19 protein-coding genes are annotated in these 23103 nt (G+C 68.6%); 6 read left to right on the forward strand and 13 right to left on the reverse strand.

Features of this window, described 5'->3' with window-relative positions; all coding sequences use genetic code 11:
* Window positions 1-64: 64 nt before the first annotated feature.
* The gene (locus ABRP34_RS05410) at window positions 65-943 is read left to right on the forward strand and encodes a fumarylacetoacetate hydrolase family protein (RefSeq protein ID WP_353712510.1); all 879 of its coding nucleotides are present in this window, start codon (window positions 65-67) and stop codon (window positions 941-943) included.
* An 8-nt stretch (window positions 944-951) separates the two neighbouring features.
* Here ABRP34_RS05410 and ABRP34_RS05415 read toward each other — a convergent pair whose 3' ends face one another.
* From ABRP34_RS05415 to ABRP34_RS05435, 5 genes are read right to left on the reverse strand one after another with little or no spacing between them, the layout of a single operon-like run.
* Window positions 952-2115, reverse strand: a complete 1164-nt coding sequence (locus tag ABRP34_RS05415; RefSeq protein WP_353712511.1) for a cysteine desulfurase family protein — start codon at window positions 2113-2115, stop codon at window positions 952-954.
* Window positions 2116-2122: 7 nt separating this feature from the next.
* Entirely contained in the window at window positions 2123-2995 is an 873-nt protein-coding gene (gene nadC, locus ABRP34_RS05420; protein WP_003805852.1) for a carboxylating nicotinate-nucleotide diphosphorylase, read from the reverse strand.
* Entirely contained in the window at window positions 2988-4754 is a 1767-nt protein-coding gene (nadB, locus tag ABRP34_RS05425) for an L-aspartate oxidase (RefSeq protein ID WP_353712512.1), read from the reverse strand. Before nadB ends, nadC begins: the two co-directional genes overlap by 8 nt.
* A gap of 10 nt (window positions 4755-4764) precedes the next feature.
* A complete protein-coding gene (nadA, locus tag ABRP34_RS05430) occupies window positions 4765-6075 on the reverse strand; it encodes a quinolinate synthase NadA (RefSeq protein ID WP_353712513.1) in 1311 nt (436 codons plus the stop codon).
* Window positions 6072-6782, reverse strand: a complete 711-nt coding sequence (locus tag ABRP34_RS05435) for an NUDIX domain-containing protein (protein WP_353712514.1) — start codon at window positions 6780-6782, stop codon at window positions 6072-6074. The genes nadA and ABRP34_RS05435 overlap by 4 nt, the downstream gene beginning before the upstream one ends.
* 187 nt (window positions 6783-6969) lie before the next feature.
* On the opposite strand from ABRP34_RS05435, the gene ABRP34_RS05440 reads away from it, so the two are divergent.
* From ABRP34_RS05440 to ABRP34_RS05450, 3 genes are all read left to right on the forward strand, one after another.
* On the forward strand, window positions 6970-8346 hold the full coding sequence (locus tag ABRP34_RS05440; RefSeq protein ID WP_353712515.1) for an amino acid permease: 1377 nt from the start codon (window positions 6970-6972) through the stop codon (window positions 8344-8346).
* Window positions 8347-8523: 177 nt separating this feature from the next.
* Window positions 8524-9351 carry an alpha/beta fold hydrolase gene (locus ABRP34_RS05445; protein WP_353712516.1) on the forward strand — a complete coding sequence of 276 codons (828 nt, stop codon included), beginning with the start codon at window positions 8524-8526 and terminating at the stop codon, window positions 9349-9351.
* A gap of 66 nt (window positions 9352-9417) precedes the next feature.
* A complete protein-coding gene (locus ABRP34_RS05450; protein ID WP_003805860.1) occupies window positions 9418-10071 on the forward strand; it encodes a phosphoribosyltransferase family protein in 654 nt (217 codons plus the stop codon).
* An 18-nt stretch (window positions 10072-10089) separates the two neighbouring features.
* Here the strand turns inward: ABRP34_RS05450 and ABRP34_RS05455 are convergent, their stop codons facing one another.
* The 3 genes from ABRP34_RS05455 to ABRP34_RS05465 form a co-directional block, all read right to left on the reverse strand.
* Window positions 10090-11421, reverse strand: a complete 1332-nt coding sequence (locus tag ABRP34_RS05455; protein ID WP_003805861.1) for an MFS transporter — start codon at window positions 11419-11421, stop codon at window positions 10090-10092.
* Between the two features lie 119 nt (window positions 11422-11540).
* Window positions 11541-12995, reverse strand: coding sequence for a 4-hydroxyphenylacetate 3-monooxygenase, oxygenase component (gene hpaB / locus ABRP34_RS05460; RefSeq protein ID WP_353712517.1), 1455 nt, complete (start codon window positions 12993-12995; stop codon window positions 11541-11543).
* Between the two features lie 51 nt (window positions 12996-13046).
* A complete protein-coding gene (locus tag ABRP34_RS05465; protein WP_353712518.1) occupies window positions 13047-13574 on the reverse strand; it encodes a flavin reductase family protein in 528 nt (175 codons plus the stop codon).
* A 188-nt stretch (window positions 13575-13762) separates the two neighbouring features.
* On the opposite strand from ABRP34_RS05465, the gene ABRP34_RS05470 reads away from it, so the two are divergent.
* The gene (locus ABRP34_RS05470) at window positions 13763-14497 is read left to right on the forward strand and encodes an IclR family transcriptional regulator (RefSeq protein WP_353712519.1); all 735 of its coding nucleotides are present in this window, start codon (window positions 13763-13765) and stop codon (window positions 14495-14497) included.
* Here ABRP34_RS05470 and ABRP34_RS05475 read toward each other — a convergent pair.
* The 4 genes from ABRP34_RS05475 to ABRP34_RS05490 all read right to left on the reverse strand — a co-directional run bounded on the left by ABRP34_RS05475 (window position 14485) and on the right by ABRP34_RS05490 (window position 21238).
* Window positions 14485-15867 (reverse strand): MFS transporter, encoded by a 1383-nt coding sequence (locus ABRP34_RS05475; RefSeq protein WP_353712520.1) that lies wholly within the window; start codon window positions 15865-15867, stop codon window positions 14485-14487. The genes ABRP34_RS05470 and ABRP34_RS05475 overlap by 13 nt on opposite strands.
* A 124-nt stretch (window positions 15868-15991) precedes the next feature.
* The gene (locus ABRP34_RS05480; protein WP_353712521.1) at window positions 15992-19054 is read right to left on the reverse strand and encodes an SMC family ATPase; all 3063 of its coding nucleotides are present in this window, start codon (window positions 19052-19054) and stop codon (window positions 15992-15994) included.
* On the reverse strand, window positions 19051-20241 hold the full coding sequence (locus ABRP34_RS05485; protein ID WP_353712522.1) for an exonuclease SbcCD subunit D: 1191 nt from the start codon (window positions 20239-20241) through the stop codon (window positions 19051-19053). The genes ABRP34_RS05480 and ABRP34_RS05485 overlap by 4 nt, the downstream gene beginning before the upstream one ends.
* A 55-nt stretch (window positions 20242-20296) precedes the next feature.
* On the reverse strand, window positions 20297-21238 hold the full coding sequence (locus ABRP34_RS05490) for an aquaporin (protein WP_353712523.1): 942 nt from the start codon (window positions 21236-21238) through the stop codon (window positions 20297-20299).
* Between the two features lie 222 nt (window positions 21239-21460).
* Here ABRP34_RS05490 and ABRP34_RS05495 point away from each other — a divergent pair, with 222 nt between their 5' ends.
* Entirely contained in the window at window positions 21461-22573 is a 1113-nt protein-coding gene (locus ABRP34_RS05495) for an ADP-ribosylglycohydrolase family protein (RefSeq protein ID WP_353712524.1), read from the forward strand.
* Here ABRP34_RS05495 and ABRP34_RS05500 read toward each other — a convergent pair.
* Window positions 22560-23084: a DUF4395 domain-containing protein gene (locus ABRP34_RS05500; RefSeq protein WP_353712525.1), complete on the reverse strand. Its 525-nt coding sequence runs from the start codon at window positions 23082-23084 to the stop codon at window positions 22560-22562. The genes ABRP34_RS05495 and ABRP34_RS05500 overlap by 14 nt on opposite strands.
* Window positions 23085-23103 lie beyond the last annotated feature (19 nt).

Raw genomic sequence — 23103 nt, forward strand, 5'->3', positions numbered from 1 at the left:
GTCACGCAGTTCCTGTCGGCACTGTAGTTCCGGTCAGCTCGCCGGAACCCCCTACGATGGCTGAATGACCCCAGCTCTCCCGCGGCGGATCGCCCGCGTCCGTCCCCTCGCCCCTGCCCCGGCGTATGTCTCGTCCCCAGCCGCGTCCCCGGATGCGGACACAGCACAGCTTCCTGAACAGTTCTTCGTGGCCAATGACGCCGCGGACTTCGCGAGCACCGCGGGGCGGACATGGACGGTGGTGCAGTCCCCGTTCCCCGGTTCGCGCGCCAACGCCGGAAGCGGCCACCGAGGTGGCTGGGAACCCGGCGCCGAGGTCTCCGAGGACAGCTTCGCGTTCCTGGCGCCGAGCGTGCCGGCCAATGTCCTGGGGATGGCCCACAACACCGGGCAGGCCGGCCGGGACCTTCCGGCGCAGGCCTTCCACAAGGCAGCCACCAGCGTGATCGGCCCGGGCGAGGCGATTCAACTGCCGGCCGGAATCGGGCTGGTGGAGCCGGAGGCGGAGCTGGCCGTCGTCGTCGGCAGGACCGTGAAAAACCTGACCCTCGACAATGCACGGAGCGCGGTTCTGGGCTACACCATTGGCAACGACGTCACCGCCCGCAGGCTGCAAAAGTCCGATGAGCTCTGGCTGAGCGCCAAAAGCCAAGACACCTTCACGCCGGCCGGCCCCTGGATCGTCACCGGGCTGGACTATACGGACCAGACCATCGGCGTCGTCCACAACGGCGCCGAACTGCCCACGGCAAGTACCGCCAACCTGGGCTGGAAGGTGGACGAGATCCTCGTCTACCTGACCTCGTTCATGACCCTGCACCCCGGCGACCTGGTGCTCACCGGGTTCCCGGCGGCGAGCACGGGCATCCAGCCGGGCGACACCGTCACCTGCCGGGTGGGCGGCATCGGAGAGCTCTCCAATCCCGTCACGGCCGCCAGCTGACCGGCACGCTACCCTGCGACCAGGCCCAGGTTCCGGACGCTTCCGACGGCGGCCGTCACCGCCGCGGCGGCAGCCTCCAGGTCGGCGGCGGTCACCGACGAATCAAAGCTGAATCTCACGGCGGTCTGTGCCACCTCCGCTTCGATGCCGAGTGCCACCAGCACCGGTGACGGAGCGTCCGATCCGGCCGCGCACGCCGAGCCGCTCGAGCACACCACGCCCTGGCGCTCGAGTTCCAGGAGGACGGATTCGCCGCTGGTGCCCGGGAAGCAGAAGGACGCCACCGAGGGCAGCCGTTCGGACGGGTGGCCGGTCAGCAGCGCTCCCGGAACGCTGTCCAGCACGGCAGCCACAAAACGGTCGCGAAGGCCCGTGACGCGCGCCGCGAGCGCGGGCCGGTCGGCATGCGCCAGGGTGAGTGCGGTGGCCAGGGCCACGGCACCCGCAACATTTTCGGTGCCGGATCGCCGGCCGCGTTCCTGCCCGCCGCCATGCAGGAGCGGCTCGGTGCGGGTCCGGCCCCGTACGAACAGGACTCCGTTGCCTTTGGGCGCCCCGAGTTTGTGCCCGGAGATGCTCAGCGCATCCACCCCGAGCGCCTTCACGTCCAGCGGCAGCCAGCCCGCAGCCTGCACGGCGTCGGTGTGGAAGGGCATCCCCCGCCCTTTCGCCAGGGCCGCCAGTTCGGCCACCGGCTGGACGGTGCCCACCTCGTTGTTGGCGTACATGATGCTGACCAGCGCGGTTTCGTCCCGCAAAACCGCAGCGAGCGCCTCCGGTGTCACCGTCCCGTTCCCGTCGACAGGCACGACGTCCACGGTGAAGCCGTGGAAGCGTTCGAGGTACCGCGCCGACTCCTCCACGGCGGGATGCTCGACGGCGCTGATCGCCACCCGGTTCAGGGCCGGGTCCGCGGCCTGCCGCGCCAGGGCAATGCCCTTGACTGCGAGGTTGTCCGCCTCCGTGCCGCCGGACGTGAAGGTGATCTCTCCCGGCCTGCAGCCCAGCACGGCGGCCACAGTCTTGCGGGCATCCGCGAGGGCCCGCGCGGCGGAGTCACCGAGCGAGTGGTGGCTTGACGGGTTGCCGAAGTCGCCGGTGAGGTAGGGCCACATCGCCTCCAGTACTTCGCGGCGGACGGGTGTTGTGGCTGCTGCGTCCAGGAAGATCATGGTGTGTTCACCCCACTGTCAGTTCGACGTCCAGGCCGAGGTCCAGAGCCGTGACGCTGTGCGTCAGGGCACCGACGGAGATGACGTCCACGCCCGCGGCGGCGATGTCCGCCACGGTGCGGAGGTTGACGTTGCCGCTGGCCTCCACCACGGCCCGCCCGGCGACCTGCCGGACACCGGCGCGGAGTTCCTCAAGGCTGAAGTTGTCCAGCATGATGGTGTCCACCCCGGCGGCCAGGACGGGTTCGATCTGGTCGGCACTGTCCACCTCCACCTCGAAGTGCGTGGTGTGTCCCAGCTGGGCCTTCGCGTCGGCCAGCAGCGCGGTCAGCCGTGCCGGGTCTCCCCCGGTCATGACCGCCAGGTGGTTGTCCTTGGCCAGGACGGCGTCGGAAAGGCTGTAGCGGTGGTTGGCGCCGCCACCGCAGCGGACGGCGTACCGTTCCAGGACCCGCAGTCCGGGGGTGGTCTTCCGGGTGTCCGTGATGCGTGCCTTGGTGCCGGCGGCCAGGGCCACGAATTCCGCCGTCTTGGTGGCGATGGCGCTCATCCGCTGCGCCAGGTTCAGGCCGACCCGCTCGGCCAGCAGCACGCTGCGCGCCCGGCCGGTGACCCGCGCGAGTTTTGTTCCGGCCGCGAAGGCCTCGCCGTCGGCCACGAGCAGCTCCACCTGCGTGTCCGGGTCCACCATCAGCATGGCGTCACGGAACACGCTGCCGCCGCTGAAGACCCCCGGGACGCGGGCGTTAAGCACAGCGGCGGCGCGGGCCTCGGCCGGGATCAGCAGCTGCGAGGTGATGTCGCCGCTGGGCGCATCCTCCGCGAAGGCCCGCTCCAGGATCTCGCGGACGGGTGCTGCGGGGAGGGTCAGGCTAGTCATGGACAAGGCTCGCTTTCGGGCTCATTCTGAATTCTTCGTCTAGGTCGCGCGCCTGGTCCTCCAGGCTGATGACCGGCACCGGCAGGCCGTCGTCGCGGTAGTGTGCGCCGAGCGATTCCTGCCGCTCCCTGGCCGCGTGGACCAGCAGCTGCGCGGCGAGCAGCAGGTTGGCGTCCTCATGGGTCCGCGGGTCCGCTGCCTGCGGCACCGCTTCAGGACGGACGACGGCGGCCCACCCGGCAAGCACGGCCCCCGCCTCCCGCAATAGCTCGCCACTGCGAAGCACTCCCGCCTTGGCAGTCATCACCCGCCGCAGGGCGCCACGTGAGAACTCCTCCCCCATTTTTCCCTCGGGGTAGGGCACAAGGGTTCGGTCACCGTCCCCGGAGTCGACTAACGGTGCCCCGGAAGCGTGCGTCAAGGGGAGGCCGCCAGCGGCCGAGCTAGCAAGCGGAGGGGTGCCGTTGGGAGACGAAGGCAACAGGTCACCAAGAAACGCCTCAACAGCCCGCCGCCCGAAAACCAATCCTTCGAGGAGCGAGTTGCTGGCCAGGCGGTTGGCGCCCTGGACTCCGGTGCAGGCGACTTCGCCGGCTGCGAAGAGCCCGGGGACGCTGGTGCGGCCGTGCAGGTCGGTGGAAATGCCGCCCATCCAGTAGTGTGCGGCCGGTGCGACGGGGACGGGTTCCCGGGTCCAGTCGAGGCCGGCCTCGCGGGTGCGCCGCGTGATGGTGGGAAAGCGGCGCTCCAGGAATCCTGCTCCCCTGGCGTCCTCGATGACCCGGGCGTCGAGGTAGACGTGACCATTGGGGTCTCCGAGCGCGGCCAGGTGCAAAGCGATGCTGCGGGACACGACGTCGCGCGGGGCGAGTTCGGCGTCGGGGTGGTATCCGTGCAGGAAGCGGCGGCCGTGCGCATCAACAAGGATGGCACCCTCGCCGCGCACTGCCTCGGAGATCAGCAGCGGATCCTGGCCGTCGTCGTTGCCTGCCGACCCGGCTGCCGCTCCCCCGTCCGGGCGCACCAGGCAGGTGGGGTGGAACTGGAAGAACTCCAGGTCCGCGACCGCCGCGCCGGCGCGCCAGGCCAGGGCCAGACCGTCCGCGGTGGCAACGGAAGGGTTGGTAGTCTGCGCAAACAGCTGCCCCGCCCCGCCGGTGGCCAGCAGCACGGCGTCGGCCTGGATCTTGCCCAGCCGGCCGGCCTGCAGGAACTCAACGCCCGTGACCCGCCGGCCCTCCTGCAATAGAGCCGTGACGCTGGCGTGGCCCAGCAGCCGGATCCTGCCCGAGGCCTGCGCGGCCAGCACGGCGCAGATCAGGGCGTTGGCGATCCCGGCGCCGGTGGCGTCGCCGCCGGCGTGCAGGATCCGCGGCGCGGAGTGGGCGGCTTCGAGCCCCAAGGCGGGGTCGCCGTCGTCGTCCAGGTCGAAGCGGACGCCGAAGCGTCCGAGCCCGGCGATGTCCCGGCGCGCCTCGGTGCAGAGCACCCGGACAGCCGCCGGGTTGCAGTGCCCGGCGCCGGCCTTCAGGGTGTCGGCGATGTGGGCGGCCACGGTGTCGCCGGGCGACGGCTCATCGAGGACGGCGGAAATGCCGCCCTGGGCGAAGTACGTGTTGCTGTCCGCGAGCGCGCCCTTGGTCAGCAGCATGACGTCGGCGCCTGCCTCCGCCGCGAGCAGCGCGGCATAGAGGCCGGCGATGCCGCTGCCGACGACGGCGAGCCGCCGGCGGCCGGCCGTTCCGTTTTCGCTGGTCATGGTGGGCTCCCTATTGGGGCTTGGCGGCGAGCATGCGCTCGAGTGCTGTCCTGGCGTCCTGCTGCACGTCATCGTCCACGGTGATGCGGTTGACCACGCGACCGGCGACGAGCTCTTCGAGAACCCAGGCCAGGTAGCCGGGGTGGATCCGGTACATAGTGCTGCAGGGGCAGATGACCGGGTCCAGGCAGAAGATGGTGTGCTGCGGGTACTGGGCCGCGAGCCGGTTCACCATGTTGATCTCGGTGCCGATGGCGAACACGGTGGGCTCGGTGGCTGCCGCGATGGCCTTCTGGATGAAGTCCGTGGACCCTGCGGAATCGGCTGCGTCAACCACCTCCATGGGGCATTCGGGGTGCACAATGACATTGACGCCCGGGAAGTCGGCGCGTGCCTTCTCGATCTGGGCCACGCTGAAGCGCTTGTGGACCGAGCAGAATCCGTGCCAGAGGATGACGCGGGAGTCCAGCAGGGCCTGTTCGTCGTTGCCGCCGAGTTCCTTGCGCGGGTTCCACATCGGCATCTGCTCGAGCGGAACGCCCAGTGCCTTGGCCGTGTTCCGGCCGAGGTGCTGGTCCGGGAAGAACAGGACGCGCTGCCCGCGCTCGAAGGCCCATTCGAGGACCGTCCTGGCGTTGGAGGACGTGCAGACGATGCCGCCGTTCCGGCCGCAGAACGCCTTCAGCGCCGCGGAGGAATTCATGTAGGTGACGGGGATGACCGGAACCCGGCCCTCGGCGTCGGGCTCGGTGCCGAAAATCTCCTCGAGCTGCTCCCAGCAGTCCTCCACGGAATCGGCGTCGGCCATGTCCGCCATCGAGCATCCGGCGGCGAGGTTGGGCAGGATGACTGCCTGTTCCGGTCGGGAGAGGGTGTCAGCGGTTTCGGCCATGAAGTGCACGCCGCAAAACACGATCGCTTCGGCGTCCGGGCGGGTCAGGGCAGCGTTGGCCAGCTGGAAGGAGTCGCCGACGAAGTCTGCGTACTGGACCACCTCGTCGCGCTGGTAGAAGTGGCCCAGGATGACGGCCCGGTCACCCAGCGCCGCCTTGGCAGCCCGGATCCGGGCATCGAGCTCCGCTTCGCCGGCCAGCTTGTACTCCTCGGGAAGCTGGCCCTGGCGCGGGGTGGAGGCAGGTGCGACGTCCGCGCTGGAGGCTCCGGGACCGTAGGCCGGAACACCGGTGAGCGTTTCCGCGAGGTCATACTCCCAGGGCCCCTTGGCAAGCGCCGGGCTGCAGGTGCCGCCGGTGCCGGCTGCCGTGGCCTTTTCGGCCTGTTCACGCGTGATCAGCTGGATGGCAGTGTTGACGCTGCTCATGGGGTGCTCCTGTTATCTGGGTCGAGGCCGGGGCGGCCGGTAAATCGGTAAAGACGCGGCGGGCGGTGCTTTCCGCCCTGGAGGTATTCACCGGTTTCTTCGATTTCCGGCGTCGACTTGATCTGCCGGCGGAAGTTGGCGGGATCCAGCTGCGTGTCCAGCACGGCTTCGTAGACCTCGCGGACCTGGGCGAGGGTGAAGTACTCCCCCAGGAAGTGGTAGGCGATGGAGCCGTAGGCCAGCTTGTTCCGCAGACGCCAGAGGGCGTAGTCCACAATCGCGTTGTGGTCGAAGGCCAGGCTTCCGAGCTTGTCGGCGCGGAACCACCTGACGTTCTCGGATTCGTCCGCGAGCGCGGCTTCGGTGGGCTGGACCAGCGCCCAGTAGACGATGGACACCACGCGCTGCGTGGGTGAGCGGTGCATACCGCCGAAGGCGTAGAGCTGTTCGAGGTAGCTGGGTGCCAGCCCCGTGGTTTCCCGCAGGTTCCGCGAAGCGGCGTCCTGCAGGGATTCAGCGTGGGTCAGCGGACCGCCCGGAAGGGCCCACAGGCCTTTGAACGGTTCCCGGATCCGGCGGACCAGCGGGAGCCACAGCGTGGGGCGGCCGGAAGACTCGCTGGGCCGGAGCGCGAAAATCACCGTGGAAATGGCAAGCGACGGCGGCGCGGACTGCCGCTCGGCCACGTTGGCTGAGGTGGTGTACACGGTAATCACCCGCTTCGCTGCGATCGGCCGGCCCGACCGGGCCGGCCCTGGATTAGTTATGGTCAAATTGACTCAAACTGATTCTACGGCCGCTGGCCCGGGATGCAAAATGTTTCATCCGATGTTGGGTGTAAATTCGAAAGGTCCCATAAGGACCAGTCCCCCCAACCCCAAGAAGGTGCGCAGCATGACGATGAAGTCCACAGCAGAGCGACCCGCGGTTCAGCTCCAACACAGCATGAAGCCCCGCCAGCTCACGATGATGGGCCTGGGCAGCGCCATCGGCGCCGGGCTCTTCCTGGGTTCCGGCGCGGGCGTCCAGGCAGCAGGTCCCGCCGTCCTGGTTTCCTACCTTGTGGCCGGCACGCTCATCATTCTGGTCATGTGGGCGCTCGGCGAGATGGCGGCAGCGAACCCCAACAGCGGCGCCTTCTCCGTGTACGCCGAGCGCGCCATGGGCAAGACCGCCGGGGCAACCGTGGGCTGGCTCTGGTGGCTGCAGCTGGTGGTGGTCATCGCCGCCGAAGCGCTCGGTGCCGCGGGGCTGCTGTATTCGGTCTGGCCGGTGGTGCCGGTGTGGGCACTCTCCCTGGTGTTCATGGTGGTGTTCACGGGCATCAACCTCGCCGGTGTGAAGAACTTCGGCGAGTTCGAGTTCTGGTTTGCCATCCTCAAGGTGACCGCCATCGTCCTGTTCCTCGCCATCGGCGCCGCGCTGCTCCTGGGGCTCCTGCCGGACGTGGCATCGCCGGGCCTGGCCAACATCACGGCAGACTTCGCGCCCTCGGGCCTGGGCGGTATTGCCACGGCCCTGTTCGTGGTGATCTTCGCGTTTGGCGGCACGGAGATCGTGAGCGTCGCAGCCGCTGAGACCGAAGACCCCGAGCACAGCGTCACCAAGGCCATCCGCACTGTGGTGTGGCGGATCCTCGTCTTCTACATCGGCTCCGTCTTTGTGATCGCGGCCGTCCTTCCGGCCGCCTCAGAGGCCCTGTCCTCGCCGTTCGCGGGCGTCCTGGACGCCGCCCGCATCCCGGGTGCCGCCACCGCCATCACCCTGGTGGCCGTCGTCGCCCTGCTGTCCGCCCTCAACGCCAACCTCTACGGGGCGTCCCGCATGGTGTTCTCGCTCGCAGAGCGCGGCGAGGCTCCCGGCTTCCTGTCCAGGCTCAGCCGCGCAGGCGTGCCGATGGTCGCCGTCGGCGTTTCCGTAGCGTTCGGTTTCATCGCCACGGTCCTGGAACTGCTGTTTCCCGAGCGCATCCTGCCCGCCCTGTTCCAGCTGGTAGGGTCCACCTGCCTCGTGGTCTGGGGTTCGGCGCTGGTCTCCCAGCTCATCCTCCGCCGCCGGGCGGACCGTGACGGCACGCACCTGCCGCTGCGGATGACGGGCTTCCCCGGGCTCACCGTGTTCGGCCTGGTGCTGCTGGGGCTGGTGTTTGCCGTGGGCTTCAGCGCAGAGAGCAGCCGCATCCAGCTGATCAGCACGCTGCTGCTCATTGCCGGAATTGCCGCCGCCTGCTGGGCAGGCGCCCGGTTCGCGGCTTCGCGCCCAACCAGGTAGCAGCACAGGGGGTTCTCACGGCTGGGAACCCCCTGTGCTGCCACCCAGTTGGGAAGCCGTGGATTTCCCCGGTCCGCAGGCAGGTAGAGTGGTGCCCATCCACGGCGGACCGGCGACGAAGCAGTCCCGGCGAGCCCTGCACCTGACAAGGACTGAGACTTGACGAGGACTGAGGCGATGAGCGGCAGACACACCGGCGAACAGCACTCCCACACGGTCGAGGGCACCGACCCGCAGCTATACGTCGAGGTGCACGACCCCGCGAACGACGCCGGCCTCCGCCCCATCCTCCTCATCCACGGTTTCTCTGCATCCAGCAAGCTGAACTGGGAGGACACCGGCTGGATCCCGGCGCTCCTGGAGGCAGGCCGCCGCGTCATCGCCGTCGATCTGCCCGGCCACGGCCGGAGCGGCGCGCCGGAGGACATGGACTCCTACTCCCCCAGCCGGATCAGGGCGGACCTCCTGCAGATCGCGTTCGACGCCGGCGCCCGGCCCTTGCGCGACGGCGACCCCGCCAGCGGGCTGGATGTGATCGGCTATTCCCTCGGTTCCCGGCTCGCCTGGGAGTTTGGCGCCACCCAGGCGGAGCTGGTGCACCGGCTGGTCCTGGGCGGCCCGAACATGGCCGACCCCCTGGCGGACTTCGACCTCGTGGCCGCGCAGCGGTACCTGGCGGACGGCACCCCCATTGCTGACGCGTCCACGGCCGGACTCCTCAGCATGGCCCAGGCGCTGCCGAGCAACAACATCTTCGCCCTGCTGTCCCTGGTTGAGGCGATCAAGGGTGAACCGTACGACCCGGCCGAGGCCGTGCCGCACATGCCCGTGCTGCTGGTGGCCGGTGAAAACGATGAACGCGCCGCGTCCATGCCGCAGCTTGCCGAACTTGCCCGGAAGGCCGGCTCCGCGGCCGAGCAGCTCATCCTGCCCGGGCGCACGCACACCAACGCCATCACCAGCCGCGCCTTCAAGCAGGCGGCCATCGCGTTCCTCGGCAGCTAGGGGCTCCCGCCGGGGCCCACGGGCGTAGGCTGGACCTTGGGGGCGGAAACACCGGAAGAGGAACCCATGGCCATGGTTTTTGAAGACCGGGAAGATGCAGGACGGCAACTTGCGGCCGCCCTTCCGCAATTCCGCGAGCGCCCGGACACCCTGGTGCTGGGCCTGGCCAGGGGCGGTATCCCGGTGGCCGCCGCCACAGCCGAGGTCCTCCACCTTCCCTTCGGGGCCCTGCTGGTCCGCAAGCTTGGCATCCCGGGCCATGACGAGACCGCATTCGGCGCGCTCGCCTACTCAGGCGGACGGATCGTCCGCCTTCTCAACAGGCCGCTCGTGGAGCGGCTTCTTGACGACGGCGTACGGCAGCAGTGGCTCGACCAAGTCGAGCACCGGGAGCGCTCCGAACTGATGCGCCGCGCCGACAGCTATCCGGCAGTGGACCCCGATGTGCATGGCAAGACGGCCCTGCTCGTGGACGACGGCCTGGCGACGGGGGCCACCATGCGGGCAGCGGTCGAGGCGGTCCGGATGGCCGGCGCTGCAGCGGTAGTGGCCGCAGCGCCGGTCGGCTCGCTCGAGGCAGAGAAGTCACTGTCCCGGGTCTGCAACGTCCTGTGCCTCCACCTGCCAGGAAGATTCCGGGCCGTGGGAGCCTTTTACCGGCACTTTGATCAGCTGAGCGATGAGGACGCCATTGCCCTGCTGCACGGGGCCCGCATCTAGTGCCGACTGACGGCAGAGTCAGTGCCGGCTGACGCCGAGCGGCCGGCCCCTCGTCTCCTTGGCCAGGATCACGCCGATGCCCGAGATAACGCACAGAATCATGATGTAGATGCCGATGGAGCCCGTCCATTTGGTGCTCTGCAGGAGTGACTCGGCGATGGTGGCGGCGAACGCACCGCCCAGAATGGCACCGAAGGCGTAACCGATCGAGATGCCCGAGTACCGGACGTTGGCCGGGAACATCTCCGCGTACATGGCGGACATGGGGCCGTAGGACAGGCCCAGGCCCACCGTGAGGACGAACAGCGCCACGCCATAGAGCCAGATGTTCTTTGTGTCGATGAGGGCGAACATGGGGATCATCCACGCGAAGATGATCGCGTAGCCGGTCAGGAAGGTCTTGACCCGGCCGATCCGGTCCGAGAGCCAGCCGCCCACCAGGGTGAAGATCAGCCAGCCAAAGGATGCCAGGGTGGTGGCCAGCAGGATCTGCGGCGTGGGCATCTTCAGCGTCCTGGTGGCATAGGCAATGAAGAAGGCAATCAGGAGGTAGCCGGCGGCGTTGTTGCCGATGAAGATCATGGTCGAGTAGAGGACGGCCTTCTTGTGGCTCCGGATGAGTTCACCGAGCGGGGCTTTGCTTTCTTCCTTTCGCGCAGCCATTTCCTTGAAGACGGGGCTTTCGCCGACTGCCCGCCGGATCACGTAGCCCACCACGATCAGGACGATGGAGAGCAGGAACGGAACCCGCCAGCCCCAGGCGGCGAAGTCTTCCTTCGGCATCCCGGAGGTGAGGAAGAACAGCAGCCCGGTGGCCAAAATCATGCCCACCGGAACGCCGATTTGCGGGTACGCACCGAACAGGCCGCGCTTGCTCTTCGGGGCGTGTTCCACTGCCATCAGGGCCGCGCCGCCCCATTCGCCGCCGGCGGAGAAGCCCTGCAGCACGCGGAGGAGGATGAGCAGGATCGGAGCCCAGGCGCCGATCTGGCCGTACGTGGGGAGCATGCCGATCAGCGCGGTTGCGGCACCCATCATGATGAGGGTGAACACCAGCATGGCCTTGCGGCCAAGGCGGTCACCCAGGTGTCCGGCAACGATGGCGCCGAGCGGGCGGAAGAGGAAGCTGATGCCGATCAGTGCGAAGGAGAGAATCTGCGCCAGGCCCGGGTTGGATTCGTTCAGCGGGGCCAAAAACAGCGGGGACAGCAGCGTTGCCGTCAGCTGGGCAAAGATGAAGAAGTCGTACCACTCGATGGTGGTGCCCACCAGCGTGCCGGCAAGGACTTTGCGTTCCTCGCGCTTGCTGCTCGGTCCTGCCTCTGAATCTACGGGTGAAGTTGCGGTCATTGAAACTCCGTGGCTGGGGGCAGTGATACTGCCGGAGGTGGTGAAGGGCTGTCCGATTTACTGATCGAACGGTCAGTTAGTGTGAAGGATACTACGAAAGTGTGATCTGGCGCACCATTTCAGTCGGACCTGTGCAGGAACTCCCGCAGCCGCGCCCTGGCCGGTTCGCGGTCGTAGGTGTTGACGAGTGCCCCGGCCATCCGGACCGGATCCCCGAAGAAGAAGTACTCGTAGAGGGACTGCCGGCCGGAGAAACCCGAGATCGAGGCGTCGAACGCAAGCTTGAACAGCCGGACCCGCTCGGGCCCGGTCAGCGTCTTCCCCTGCAGGTACAGGTCGATGTCCGCCCTGGCATCACTGTTGACGTCCGCTTCGCCGGGCAGGGCCATCAGCCCCGACGCGGAGAACTTCCGGATAATCTGCGGGAAGCGCTGTGCCACCTTCGGATACCAGTTGCGGGCGGCGTTGAGGGTGGTCCACTTGGGCAGTATCATGCCGGCCTCGTTGAGCTCGGCGTCGGCCTCCGACGCGCGGACCAGCGCCTTGCCGATTTCGACGTCGATGATCAGTTCGGCGATGTCCTCCTGGATGTGTTGGAATCCGTCGATGCCGATCGAATCGGCGAGTTCGGAGGCCAGGCCGAGGAAGAACTCGCTCTTGGCGATGGTCCGGGTGACCACCTGGTGGGTCATGAGGGCACCGGCACCGGTCTCGGCGTAGAACGAGTTGCAGAGCTGCGGATTGCCGAGCATGAAGATGCGGTCGCTGGGAACAAAGACGTCGTCAAAGACGGCCACCGCGTCCATTTCCTCATAGCGGGACGCCAGCGGTTCATCGTGGATGCTGCCGCCGTTGTACAGCGAGGTCCTGCAAAGGTACCGGAGCCCCGGCGTGTCATTGGGAATGGCGAAGGCGAAGGAATAAGGGGCATCCTCCGGAGTGCCGCGCAGCACCGTGGACGGGAAGACCAGCAGCTCATCGGCGATGGGTGCGATCGTGGCGAGCATGCGCGCGCCGCGGACCACGATGCCGTCGTCGCGCTCCTCCACGATATGGGCCGTAAGCTGTCCGCCCAGCTGCTCCGAACCGGACACCGACCGGTTCACCTGCGGCGGGATCAGCGTATGGGTTGCCAGCATGTCGTTTTCGCGGGCCCACTCGTAGTAGTTGCCGATGTTCTCGGCAAACTTGGGATCCGCCTGGGCGAACCACTTCCCGGCCGTGCCCAGGGCGGTGAGCGCGGAGTTCATGTAGTCACCCGTGCGGCCGAGGAATCCGTTGGTCGCCTCCGCCCACGTGGAGGTCGCCTGGCGCCGGTGCTGCAGGTCCCCGATGGTCCGGGGCACCAGGAAGGACGCGTTGACGAGGTCCCCCGTGGTCGGCGAGGCATAGGTCAGCGCCCCCTGGTGCCGGGGATCGTGCTGCATGTCGAACAGCTTTGCGTACTGCCGGGCAACGCTGCGGAAGGAAGGGTGCTCGGCAACTTTTTCGCTGACCACTTCACCGTCGATCACGATGTGCGGGGTCATCGCATTGAGTTTGTCCAGGTACTGCTGGCCGGTTCTGATGCCCATGGCTGCCTCCATTCGTCGTTGAACTGTCCCTTGGTGGTGAAAAAGTGCCGCCTACAGCAGGTCCTCTATCCCCAGCTGGCTCTCCGGGATGGTGGTGAAGGCGCTGTTGGCGAACGCCAGTGCATCGCCGCTGCGGTGGTCGAAGTCCACCACCTCACCGAGATAGAGGGTGTGGTCGCCGCCGTCGTAGGCCGCCCAGGGCCGGCACTCGAAATAGGCGAGAACGCCGGAGAGCCGGGGCGCCGTCGCCCCTTCCACCCATTTGGGTTCCGGACCCGAACGCCCCGCAAAGTGCATGGCCAGCTGCCGCTGCTCCGCCCCCAGGATATTGACGGTGAAGGGCCTGCCGGCCAGCTCGTCGTGGGCCTTGGCGGTGCGGGCGATGCTGGCGAGAACCAGGGGCGGGTCCATGGAGACAGACGTGAAGGAATTGACGGTGATGCCGTGCCGCTTGGTGGCGCCATCGAAAGTGACGATGGCGACACCGGTGGCGAACCGGCCCAGGCTGCCGCGGAAGCGGTGGTCTCGCGGCACCGAGGTCCTGCCCGGAATACCGGGGCCCGCTGCTGGATTGGCCATCTTCATTGATCCTCTGGCTGCGCGTTTCCTGTCTCTGGCGCACCGTGCCGCAGTCGCTCTAAACTGTTCCGTAGATAGACTGTTCTATAGTTGAACAGGCAATTCCTATATGGAACGGTAGCCCAACGTGACGGGCCACACAAGCCCTTGCCGCTACCCGCCCCGCTTATCTGCCTAGGATGGACAGCATGACTCCCAACGCCGGTGCCGCAGCGCAGGTTGCGCCTGCCCAGGCCTCCCCGTCGCAGACCCTCTCCCGGGGAATCCGCGCATTGGAAATCCTTGCCGAAGCCGACCGCCCGCTGACCATTGCCGAGCTTTCGGAGGCCATGGGCGTCCACCGCTCCGTCGCCTACCGGATTCTGCGGACCCTCGAGGACCATTCCCTGCTGGTACGCGACGACGCCGGCCGGGTCCAGCCCGGCCCCGGCCTCGCGGTGCTGGCGCGCGGCGTTTCGCGGAACCTGCAGACCGCTGCCCTTCCGGAACTGACCCAGCTGGCCAATACACTCAACATGACGGCTTTCGTGGCCGTGTGGGACCACCAGGACTGCGTGACGCTGGTGTCCGTGGAACCCCGGCATTCGGCCGCGACAGTGGTCCAGCATCCGGGGTCACGCCATCCGATCAGCTCTGGTGCACCCGGCATCGCCATCCAGTCCGCCCTGACGGAGCATGAGTGGAGCCAGCTGGCTCCCGCTGTGCCTTACCGCCCCGAAGCTGCCGAGGCGCGCAAGCGCGGATACGCGGCAAGCCATGACGAGGTTATCGCCGGGGTTTCCTCGCTTGCCGCACCGGTCCGGGTGCCCGGCGGACGACCGGCGGCGGTCGCCGTCGTCTACATCCGCTCCTCGCAGGATCCGTCCGAGGTGGCCGCGGCCCTGACCGCCAGCGCGGCCCGGATCGAAGGTCAGCTCGCCTGAGCTGACCGCTTCCGGGAACGGACGACGACGGCGGCCGCCGCTCCGAGAGCGAACAGCGCCGCCGCGGCGGCTGCCGAGACGAGGAAGGCGGCGTGGTGGCCCCCTTCCTGTGCCAGCTGGCCGCCGATGGACGAACCAAGGGCGGTGCCCGCGACGATGCCGCTGGCGAGCGCCGTCATCACGGTGGCCAGCCGGCCCGCCGGTGCCACGAGCCCGCCGATGGCAAAGACCGTGACCATGACCGGCCCCACCGGCAGGCCCAGTGCGAGCAGTACCAGCACCATGCGCCAGCCGTCGGTTGGAAGGAACAGCAGGGCCGACAACCCGGCCATGGCTGCCGCCCCGGTCACCCAGCGCGCGGTCACCGGGAAGCCGGACGGCCAGTAGGCCACCGAGATCGCGGCCGCGGCCGAGCTGATGCCCATGACGGCGTACAGGAGTCCGGCCGCCTCCGATGTTGCGAAGCCCGCGGCAAACGCGCTCAATGCTGCCTGTGTGGAGCCGAAGAACGTGCCCATGCAGACCATGGCCAGGACCGGAAGTGCCACCCGGCTTGGGCCGGCAATCCGGCTGCCGGGCCGGGTTTCAGCACTCCCGCGGCCCGTCTTTCCTGTGCCCGTACTGCCAGCGCCCGCTCGGGTACCGACGGCGGGCCGCCGCGGAACAGCCGTGTGGGTACGGTGGACGGCGAAGGCCGGAACGCACGTGAGCGTGAGCGCCGCGGCCAGGGCAAGCGGCAGCCATGGTGCGACGAGGCTGGCCAGGACGCCCACGAGGGCCGGACCGAGTACGAAGGTCAGTTCGTCGGCCGTGCTCTCATAGGACAGCGCGACGTCCAGATCGGTGCTGTCCCCTGCCCGCCGGCGTTCGGCTGTGAGGGCCATCCACCGGACGCGGGCCAGCGGGCCCACCTGGGGGCAGCTGAGGCCCGCCGCCAACGCGGCTGCGATGACGCTCCACGCGGCGCCGACGTCGTGCACCCCGGGAATCAAATATGCGGTGGCGATGACGGCCAGCACGGCCGCAACGTTCAGGACGGCCGAGATCAGCAGTACCGGGCGCTGGCCGAGCCGGTCGGCCAGCCAGCCGAGGATCGGCGCGCCGACGGCCGAGCCGATACCGACGGCACCGGCAGCGGCTCCGCCAACGGCATACGAGCCGGTGACGGACGTGGCAAGGGTCAGGGTTCCCAGCGTCAGCATCGCGAGGGGCAGGCGGGCCAACAGGCCCACAGGCAGGAATCCCCTGCCCGCCAGCGCGGGCAGGCGCGCGAAACGGCCGCCGAACCGCGGCGTGGGCGCCTTGGTGTTGGCGGCCGGGTCGATGGGACGGGGGTCGGCGGGTGGTTGGGGCGCCGTTGAAGTGCTCATGTATGCGGGCTCGTTCAGTCGTGCGCATCGTCCCTCCTCCCGATGCGCCGAACCCGGTAACAATCCCATGATAGTGGACACGGAAGGCCGGACCCGGAAGTCCTGTCGGCGGGATGCTCCCTGTTCAGACCGTCACGGGTGCATCAACGATGTGGACCGTGGAGCCGTTGCGCTGCTTCACCACCTGGAGCTGGCTGCCGATGCGCTGCTTCATCTCCGCGACGTGGCTCACCAGGCCGACCACGCGGCCGCCGTCGCGGAGGCCCTCCAGTGCGTCCATGACCTGCTCAAGTGCCTGCTCGTCGAGGCTGCCGAAGCCCTCGTCGACGAACAGCGTTTCTATGTCTACACCGCCGGCCTCCTGCTGCACCACGTCCGCGAGTCCCAGGGCAAGCGACAGCGAGGCCATGAAGGATTCCCCGCCGGAGAGCGTCGAGGTGTCGCGGCGGCGCCCGGTCCACTCGTCCACGACTTCCAGCCCCAGCCCGGATTTGGCGTTCCGGGCTGCCCTCGCGTCCGAGTGCTGCAGCGTGTAGCGGCCGTCGCTCATGGCGACGAGCCTTTCCGATGCGGCAATGGCAACCTGCTCGAGCCGTGCCGCAAGGACGTACGCGTTCAGGCTCATGCGGTAGCTGTTGTCGCCGGAGCCGCGGGCTGCTTCGGCGAGGCCTTTCAGGACTTCAGCGCGTTCCCGGGGCGCCCGGCCGGATTCGGCGAGTTCCTCATACTCCACGCGGAGGCGTCCCATTGTTCTGGCAGCCTGCCGCGCCATGCCCGCCGCCAATTCGACGTCCTTTGCTGCCAGGGCGGCCTGCTCGGCTTCGGTGCGCAGCAGGTCCAGGTCCGCTGCGGCAGCCGCGGAGCCGTTGTGGTGTTCCCTGGCTGCCTGTTCCTGTGCTGCGGCAACGAGCTCTTCGCTGGCGAACAGTTCCTCCAGCCGTACCTCCTCGTCCCGCCCGGCCTTGACAGCCGACTCCAGCCTCGCCGCCTCCGCCCCGGGCAGCAGGGCCTGGCGGGCCTCGGCGTCCGATCCGAATCCGGCCTCGGGAAGGGCGCGGTCCAGCTCGCTCCGTGCCTCAACCAGGCGGGCCGCAGCCTGGTCCAGCTGCGACTGGGCGGCGTCGGCCTGTTCGAGAATGCTGACCACCTGGCCGATGGCGTCGCTGCGCAGACCGAGGCTGGCGTGGCCGGCACGAAGGTCTTCGAGCGACGATTCCAGGGCGGCGGACTGCCCTTCGATCTCGGTCAGGGCGGATTCCGTCTGCGCCAACTGCGACAGCATGTCCACGCGCACCTGCTCCGTGGCGTCGATGCGTTCGGCCAGTTCCTCCTGCCGGCTCCTGCTGGCCGCAAGGTCGGCTACGGCCGCGGCCGCCTCGGCAGCTGTTTCCCTGGCGGCCTGGGCGGCTTCCTCCGCTTCGGCGGGATCGGTGTCGCCGCCCTGGCTGGCGAGAACGGCTAGCAGCTGCCTGGCCTCCGAGAGCTCGGTTTCCAGTGCAGACAGCGCCCTCTCGGCCGCCTCACTCCGCTCCTTGGCTCGTTCCTCTTTCTCGGCGAGCCCCAGGACGGAGTCCCCGGCGGGAACCGGCTCGGGGTGCTCCGGGCTGCCGCAGACGGGACAGGGCGCCCCGTCTGCCAGGCGCGACGCCAGTTCGGCCGCCGCATTGGACAGGCGTTCCTCGCGGACGTCCAGCCATTGCCGGCGCAGTTCCTGGTGGTGTTCCCTGCCTTTGAGGTGCCGCTCGGTGACGGCGGCGCACCCTGCCGCAGCAATTCCATGGCGCCGAACAACGTCCACCAGCTCGTCGGCGGCTGCCGCCTCCTTGGTGCGCAGCACGGATTCCCCTGCCAGCTGCTCCAGCGGCTGCAGGGCAGCCCGCAGCTGCTCCATCTCGGTGCGGAGGGAAAGCAGCCGGACGGCGTGGTCATCGCCGGCACGGATGAGTTCCTGCCGCCGCTGCGCTAGCCCTGCCGCCCGTGCCTGCAGACCACCCAGCCGGTCCTCATCGGCAAGCCGTTCGCCGATGACGGCGGCAAGTGCCCGCAGGCGTGAAAGCTCCGCGGCCACGTCGACGACAGCATGTTCCACGGCAGCGCCGTGTTCCATACTGGCCAGCTCGGAACTGTGGCCCGCGGCCTCCCGCACGCCAGCAGAGGCGAGGTGCATGGCCCCCTCCGCCCGGGCAAACAAAGACTCGGCGGCAGTCACGGCCTTCAGCTGGCCGCCGAGGAGCTCGGCTTTCCGGTGCAGGTCAAGCGCTGCCCCCGCGCTGGCCAGTCCTGGGGCGGCGGCCTCGGCGTCTGCGCGCCGGCGCAGGGCTGCAGCAAGCTTCACGCGCCGCCCTTCCCTTGCCAGCTCCGCCTCGAGCCGCTCCGCGCACCCGCGGCGCTGCGCCTCGCAGGATTCTGCAACCCCGTCCAGTGCCGCGGCACGCTCCAGGGCTGCAGCCTCCAGCCACGACAGGAGGCCGGGACCGGCGGCCGATTCCGGTGCTGCGTCGGGATCGACGTCGAGAGCCGTGGCCTCCGTCTTGGCCCTCGCCACCAGCAGGCCCAGCCTGCCCTCAAGGTCGGCTACTTCCCGCTCTGCCCCGGCGGCCTGCACCGCGAGTTCCCGCTCCACTGCCTCGAAACGTTCGGTTCCGAAGAGCTTCTGCAGCAGTTCGAGGCGGTCAGAAGCCTTGGACCGGAGGAACGCGGCGAAGTCCCCCTGGGGAAGCAGCACCACGCGGGTGAACTGCTCCCGGTCCATGCCAAGGAGCGCGGTGATTTCCGCCCCGGCTTCGTCGTTCCGGCCGGACTTTTCCACCCACGCGCCTGCCACACGTTCGCGCAGGAGGGTCTTGGCCTGCTGCGTGGTGAACCCGTTCCGGCCGCGGGCGCTGGGCTTGTCCCAGGCCGGCGTCCGGGAAACCTCAAAACGCCTGCCCCGGGCTGTAAATTCGCAGGTCACGCGGGGTTCGGCGGCCAGGTCCGCATGGTCGCTGCGCAGCCGCTTGCCGTCCTGCCGCGCCCCGGGAACGGACCCGTAGAGGGCATAGCAGATGGCGTCCAGCACGCTGGTCTTGCCGGCGCCGGTGGGGCCGTTGAGCAGGAACAGCCCGTGGGCGCTCAGCCGGTCAAAATCGATTTCCTCGGTTCCGGCAAACGGCCCGAACGCGGCGATTTCCAGACGGTGGATCCTCACAGTGATGCCTCCTGCAGACGCACGTTCTCCAAAGCTGCGGTGAGGGCGGCCTGTTCCGCGGTGTCCGGTTCCCGGCCGCGGACGTGTTCCAGGAAACCGCAGCACACGGCAAGGTCATCCTCTGCCTTCGCCAGCCGGCTGCTGTAGCTCGCGCCGGAGGCGACGGGTGCCCCTTCCGGCTCGAAACCCAGAACGAGCGTGTCCGGAAACCTGGCACGGAGCCGCTCCATGGCCTGGGCCGGCCGCTGGGCGTCCGTCAGCGTCACCTGGCAGTACGCTTGCTCAGCCCAGGCGTGCTCAGATGACTCCAGCAGCCCGTCGAGCGTCCCCCGGAGGACGGCAAGTTTCCGCGGGGCGTCCCAGAGGATCTCCTCGACGGCGGTGACCCCGGACTCGTCGACGTCCACGAGCCAGCCGCCCTTCTGGTGCTTCGCTTCCGAGAAGGAGTAAGCCAGCGGCGAACCCGAGTACCGCACCTGCATGGACAGGGACTGCCGGCCGTGCAGGTGGCCGAGGGCCGTGTAGCTGAAGCCGTCGAACAGGTCCAGCGGCACGGCCCCCACTCCCCCGATGCTCAGGTCGCGTTCGCTGTCCGAGCTGATGCCCCCGCTGGCGAAGGTATGTGCCAGCACAACCGAATGGACCGTCCGGGACTCGGCCCGCGCGGCGACGTCGGCCCTGATGCGTTCCGTGGCGGCACGCGTGACTTCGAAGTGGCTCGCAGTGTCCACCCCCAGCTGCTCGGCCACCAGCCGGGGTTCGAGCCAGGGGATGCCGTAGATCGCCAGTACCGGGCCATCCTCGCCGTGCTGGTCAGTCCTTGCCCCGCGGAGCGGCAGAATCACGGGGACGTCCAGCTCCTGGAGGCGGGTGCGCAGATGAACGCCGCCCTTCTCCAGAAGCCGGGAAGCGAAGCCCAGCCGGATGGCGGAGTCGTGGTTTCCGCTGGTCAGCACCACCTGGGCGCCAGCCCCGGTCAGCCGGACCAGGGCGTCATCCAGGAGGTTGACGACATCGACGCCGGGCAGTGCCCTGTCGTAGACGTCGCCGGCGATCAGCACGACGTCGACGGAGAGTTCCCTGACCCGGACAACCAGCTGGTCGACAAAGGCGCGCTGGGCGTCCAGCATGCCGACGCCGTGGAAAGACCGGCCCAGATGCCAGTCGGATGTGTGCAATAACCGCATATTCATAAGCTAGACGCGGGCACTGACAAAATAGCCGACCCCGCGCTTCGGCGCGTCAGGACTCCTTGCTGCGCGGCCCGTCGAAGAAGTCGCGCGCCTCGTCGCTGCCGGCATCAGCCGGTGCGGCCGCGGGCTGCTCGTCCGGGTCGTCGTCGAAGTCGTCCGTGAGGTCAGACCCATGATCCGCCTCGACGGCGGCGGGGTCCGCATCCGCGGCGGTAGCGGCCCTCGGGTCCCGGGCGTCGGCAAACCCCCGGAAAACAAGGCCGGCAATACCGGCACCGACGATCGGGGCCACCCAGAACAGCCACAGCTGCCCCAGCGCCCAGCTGCTGCTGAAAAGCGCAGAAGCGGTGGCGCGGGCCGGGTTGAAGGGCGCGTTGCCCACGGCCTGGCCCAGCTGCAGGAGTACGGCAAATGCAAGCCCGACGGCGAAGGGGGCTGCGGCCGCGTTGTTGTTGCGGCGGGCCGTCATGCCAAGGAACACGGCGACCAGGATGGCTGATCCCAGCACCTCGGCGAGCAGCACGCCGGCCATCGACGTCTGGATCACGGAGTGCTCGCCGAATCCGGCGGTGACGGTATCGAACGCGGTGCGGGCGTCGGCGATGTTGGGCACTGTGCGGAGGATGCCAAACAGGGCGAGCGCGCCCGCCGCTGCGCCGACCAGCTGCGCGCCGACGTAGGCCGCTGCGGCAGCGATGCCGATGCGGCCCGCCACCAGGTTGCCCAGGGTGATGGCCGGGTTGAAGTGCCCGCCCGAGATGTACGCAAAGGCCAGCATCGCCGCTGTCACGGCAAGGCCTCCGGCGAGGGCGCCGGGCAGCGGGTTGGACTGCGGGAGGGTGAAGAGGGGCACGCCCAGCCCGGCGACCACCAGAAAGAGCGTCCCGAACGCCTCCGCTCCGAGCCTGGACAGGAGTCCCGGCCGGAATCCGTCGTCACCGGCAGAAGGCCTCCGGTTTTCGGTCGGGGGGACGGACACAGGGGTGCTCATGGCAGGGGATTCCTTTGTTTCGGTCAGCGGGGAATGCCGCTCGCTTCGGGAGCCGGCCCCAGCAGTCTGGCAGCAAAGTCTGGACGGTTGCTGAATCCGAGCTTATCGTCCGGTGGCCGGACACCCGGCACGCAGAGTGGAATGTCACAGCAAGGGTCCCGGTTTAGCGCGACTGAAATCACAGAGTCGGGGCAAAGCCGGCGGGCAGGTAAATTTGCCTGCATGAGCAATGATCCCGGCACCAGTGTTTTTCCCGGCACAGCGCCGTCCCCCGAGTCCCGTATCCACGGCTGCCTGCTCGGCGGCGCCCTGGGAGACTCGCTCGGCTACGTCGTCGAGTTCGATCCGATAGAGGAGATCCGGCGCCGTTTCGGCGCCGCCGGTCTCCGGGATTTCTCCGCGCTCGACGGCGGGACCCACTTCTCGGACGACACCCAGATGACGCTGTACACGGTCGACGGTATCGTCGAGGCGCTGGAATGGGCCAACTCGGGTGTCGGCGCCGATGCCAACGCCTGCGTATGGCTTGCATACCTGCGATGGCTCGACACACAGGGCGTTCCGGTCCCCGAATCGGCGCCGCGGCCCCAGCCCCGCTGGATTGACGCACAGGACGTGCTGCGGCACCGGCGGGCTCCCGGCAATGCGTGCCTGAGCGGGCTGGCCACCGGCGAAATGGGAACGCTCTTCCGCCCGGTCAACCCTGATTCGAAGGGCTGCGGAACCGTGATGCGCTCGGCGCCATTCGGACTGGTTCCGCACATCCCGGCGGAGGCCGTGTACAAGTTGAGCGCCGATGCGGCCTCGCTCACCCACGGACATCCCTCCGCCAGGCAGAGCGCGGGCGTTTTCAGCCTGCTCATCTATTCGTTGGTGCAGGGCAGCGGCCTCGCCGAAGCAGCGCAGGCTGCGCTGGCCCGTGTGCTGGCCGATGACGAGGCGGCGCCCGAACTCCGCGAGCGGCTGGAGGCCGCAATCCGGCTCTCCGGCCAAGCCGGACCCGGCACGGTGCTCAGCCCTGAGGAACTGGTCCGTGAACTCGGTGAGGGCTGGGTGGCAGAGGAGGCTCTCGCCGTCGGGCTCTATGCGGTGCTGGCCACTGCCATTGCGCCAGGGGGAGATGGCGCGCCTGATCCGGTGGCCCATTTCAAGGCCGCCATCGCCGTGGCCATCAACCACAGCGGCGACAGCGATTCCACGGGGTCCATCGCGGGCAACATCCTGGGCGCGTATTACGGCACGGCGTGCCTGCCCGCGGACTGGCTGGAGGCACTCGAGGCCCCCGAGGTGATCCGTGGCATGGCCGGGCAGCTGGTTTCCGTCACATCTGCCTGAGCGGAATGTTGTTGCAGGCCTCGCAGATATTCTCGGGGATGAAGCCGCGGCGCTGCAGCAGGCCGAAAATGGCACAGCCGAGGCAGAACCCGGCGAAGGACTCCAGCGAGGCGGCAACGATCAGCACGGCCAGCAAGAGCCACGCGGCGGGCGCCAGGCCGGCGGCCAGCAGGAGGGCGGCCGCCGTGGACATTGCGGCGCCGATGCCCTGGGCGAAACGCTTGGGCGGCCCGGGCACCAGCTTGACCCGTCCCAGCCGCGGGGCGAGGACCCTGACCGAAAGCAGGGCCAGTGGGGAAATCCTCGGTCCGAACAGCACCCGGAGCCAGAAGCCCAACGCGATGGCCCCGAGTCCCCAGCCGAATCCGGTGAGCAGGGTCGTGACGGCCAGCAGGACCACCAGCCCGGCGGTGATGCGGGCTGCGTATTCATTGACCGGGTTGGGAAAGGCGAACGCAGCACCCAGTCCGCCCGGTCTGCGCGGTTCGTCCAGCTTGCGTGGTTTGGCCATGCAGCAAGGCTAGGAGAGG

This window comes from Arthrobacter sp. K5 (genome assembly GCF_040448525.1).
GTDB classification, from domain to species: Bacteria; Actinomycetota; Actinomycetes; order Actinomycetales; family Micrococcaceae; genus Arthrobacter; species Arthrobacter globiformis.

Excerpts from the sequence above, each read along its gene's own strand:
- ABRP34_RS05410 (WP_353712510.1), top strand. The coding sequence starts at position 65 with ATGACCCCAGCTCTCCCGCGGCGGATCGCCCGCGTCCGTCCCCTCGCC.
- ABRP34_RS05415 (WP_353712511.1), bottom strand. The coding sequence starts at position 2,115 with ATGATCTTCCTGGACGCAGCAGCCACAACACCCGTCCGCCGCGAAGTA.
- nadC (WP_003805852.1), bottom strand. The coding sequence starts at position 2,995 with ATGACTAGCCTGACCCTCCCCGCAGCACCCGTCCGCGAGATCCTGGAG.
- nadB (WP_353712512.1), bottom strand. The coding sequence starts at position 4,754 with ATGACCAGCGAAAACGGAACGGCCGGCCGCCGGCGGCTCGCCGTCGTC.
- nadA (WP_353712513.1), bottom strand. The coding sequence starts at position 6,075 with ATGAGCAGCGTCAACACTGCCATCCAGCTGATCACGCGTGAACAGGCC.
- ABRP34_RS05440 (WP_353712515.1), top strand. The coding sequence starts at position 6,970 with ATGACGATGAAGTCCACAGCAGAGCGACCCGCGGTTCAGCTCCAACAC.
- ABRP34_RS05445 (WP_353712516.1), top strand. The coding sequence starts at position 8,524 with ATGAGCGGCAGACACACCGGCGAACAGCACTCCCACACGGTCGAGGGC.
- ABRP34_RS05450 (WP_003805860.1), top strand. The coding sequence starts at position 9,418 with ATGGCCATGGTTTTTGAAGACCGGGAAGATGCAGGACGGCAACTTGCG.
- ABRP34_RS05455 (WP_003805861.1), bottom strand. The coding sequence starts at position 11,421 with ATGACCGCAACTTCACCCGTAGATTCAGAGGCAGGACCGAGCAGCAAG.
- hpaB (WP_353712517.1), bottom strand. The coding sequence starts at position 12,995 with ATGGGCATCAGAACCGGCCAGCAGTACCTGGACAAACTCAATGCGATG.
- ABRP34_RS05465 (WP_353712518.1), bottom strand. The coding sequence starts at position 13,574 with ATGGCCAATCCAGCAGCGGGCCCCGGTATTCCGGGCAGGACCTCGGTG.
- ABRP34_RS05470 (WP_353712519.1), top strand. The coding sequence starts at position 13,763 with ATGACTCCCAACGCCGGTGCCGCAGCGCAGGTTGCGCCTGCCCAGGCC.
- ABRP34_RS05475 (WP_353712520.1), bottom strand. The coding sequence starts at position 15,867 with ATGAGCACTTCAACGGCGCCCCAACCACCCGCCGACCCCCGTCCCATC.
- ABRP34_RS05485 (WP_353712522.1), bottom strand. The coding sequence starts at position 20,241 with ATGCGGTTATTGCACACATCCGACTGGCATCTGGGCCGGTCTTTCCAC.
- ABRP34_RS05490 (WP_353712523.1), bottom strand. The coding sequence starts at position 21,238 with ATGAGCACCCCTGTGTCCGTCCCCCCGACCGAAAACCGGAGGCCTTCT.
- ABRP34_RS05495 (WP_353712524.1), top strand. The coding sequence starts at position 21,461 with ATGAGCAATGATCCCGGCACCAGTGTTTTTCCCGGCACAGCGCCGTCC.
- ABRP34_RS05500 (WP_353712525.1), bottom strand. The coding sequence starts at position 23,084 with ATGGCCAAACCACGCAAGCTGGACGAACCGCGCAGACCGGGCGGACTG.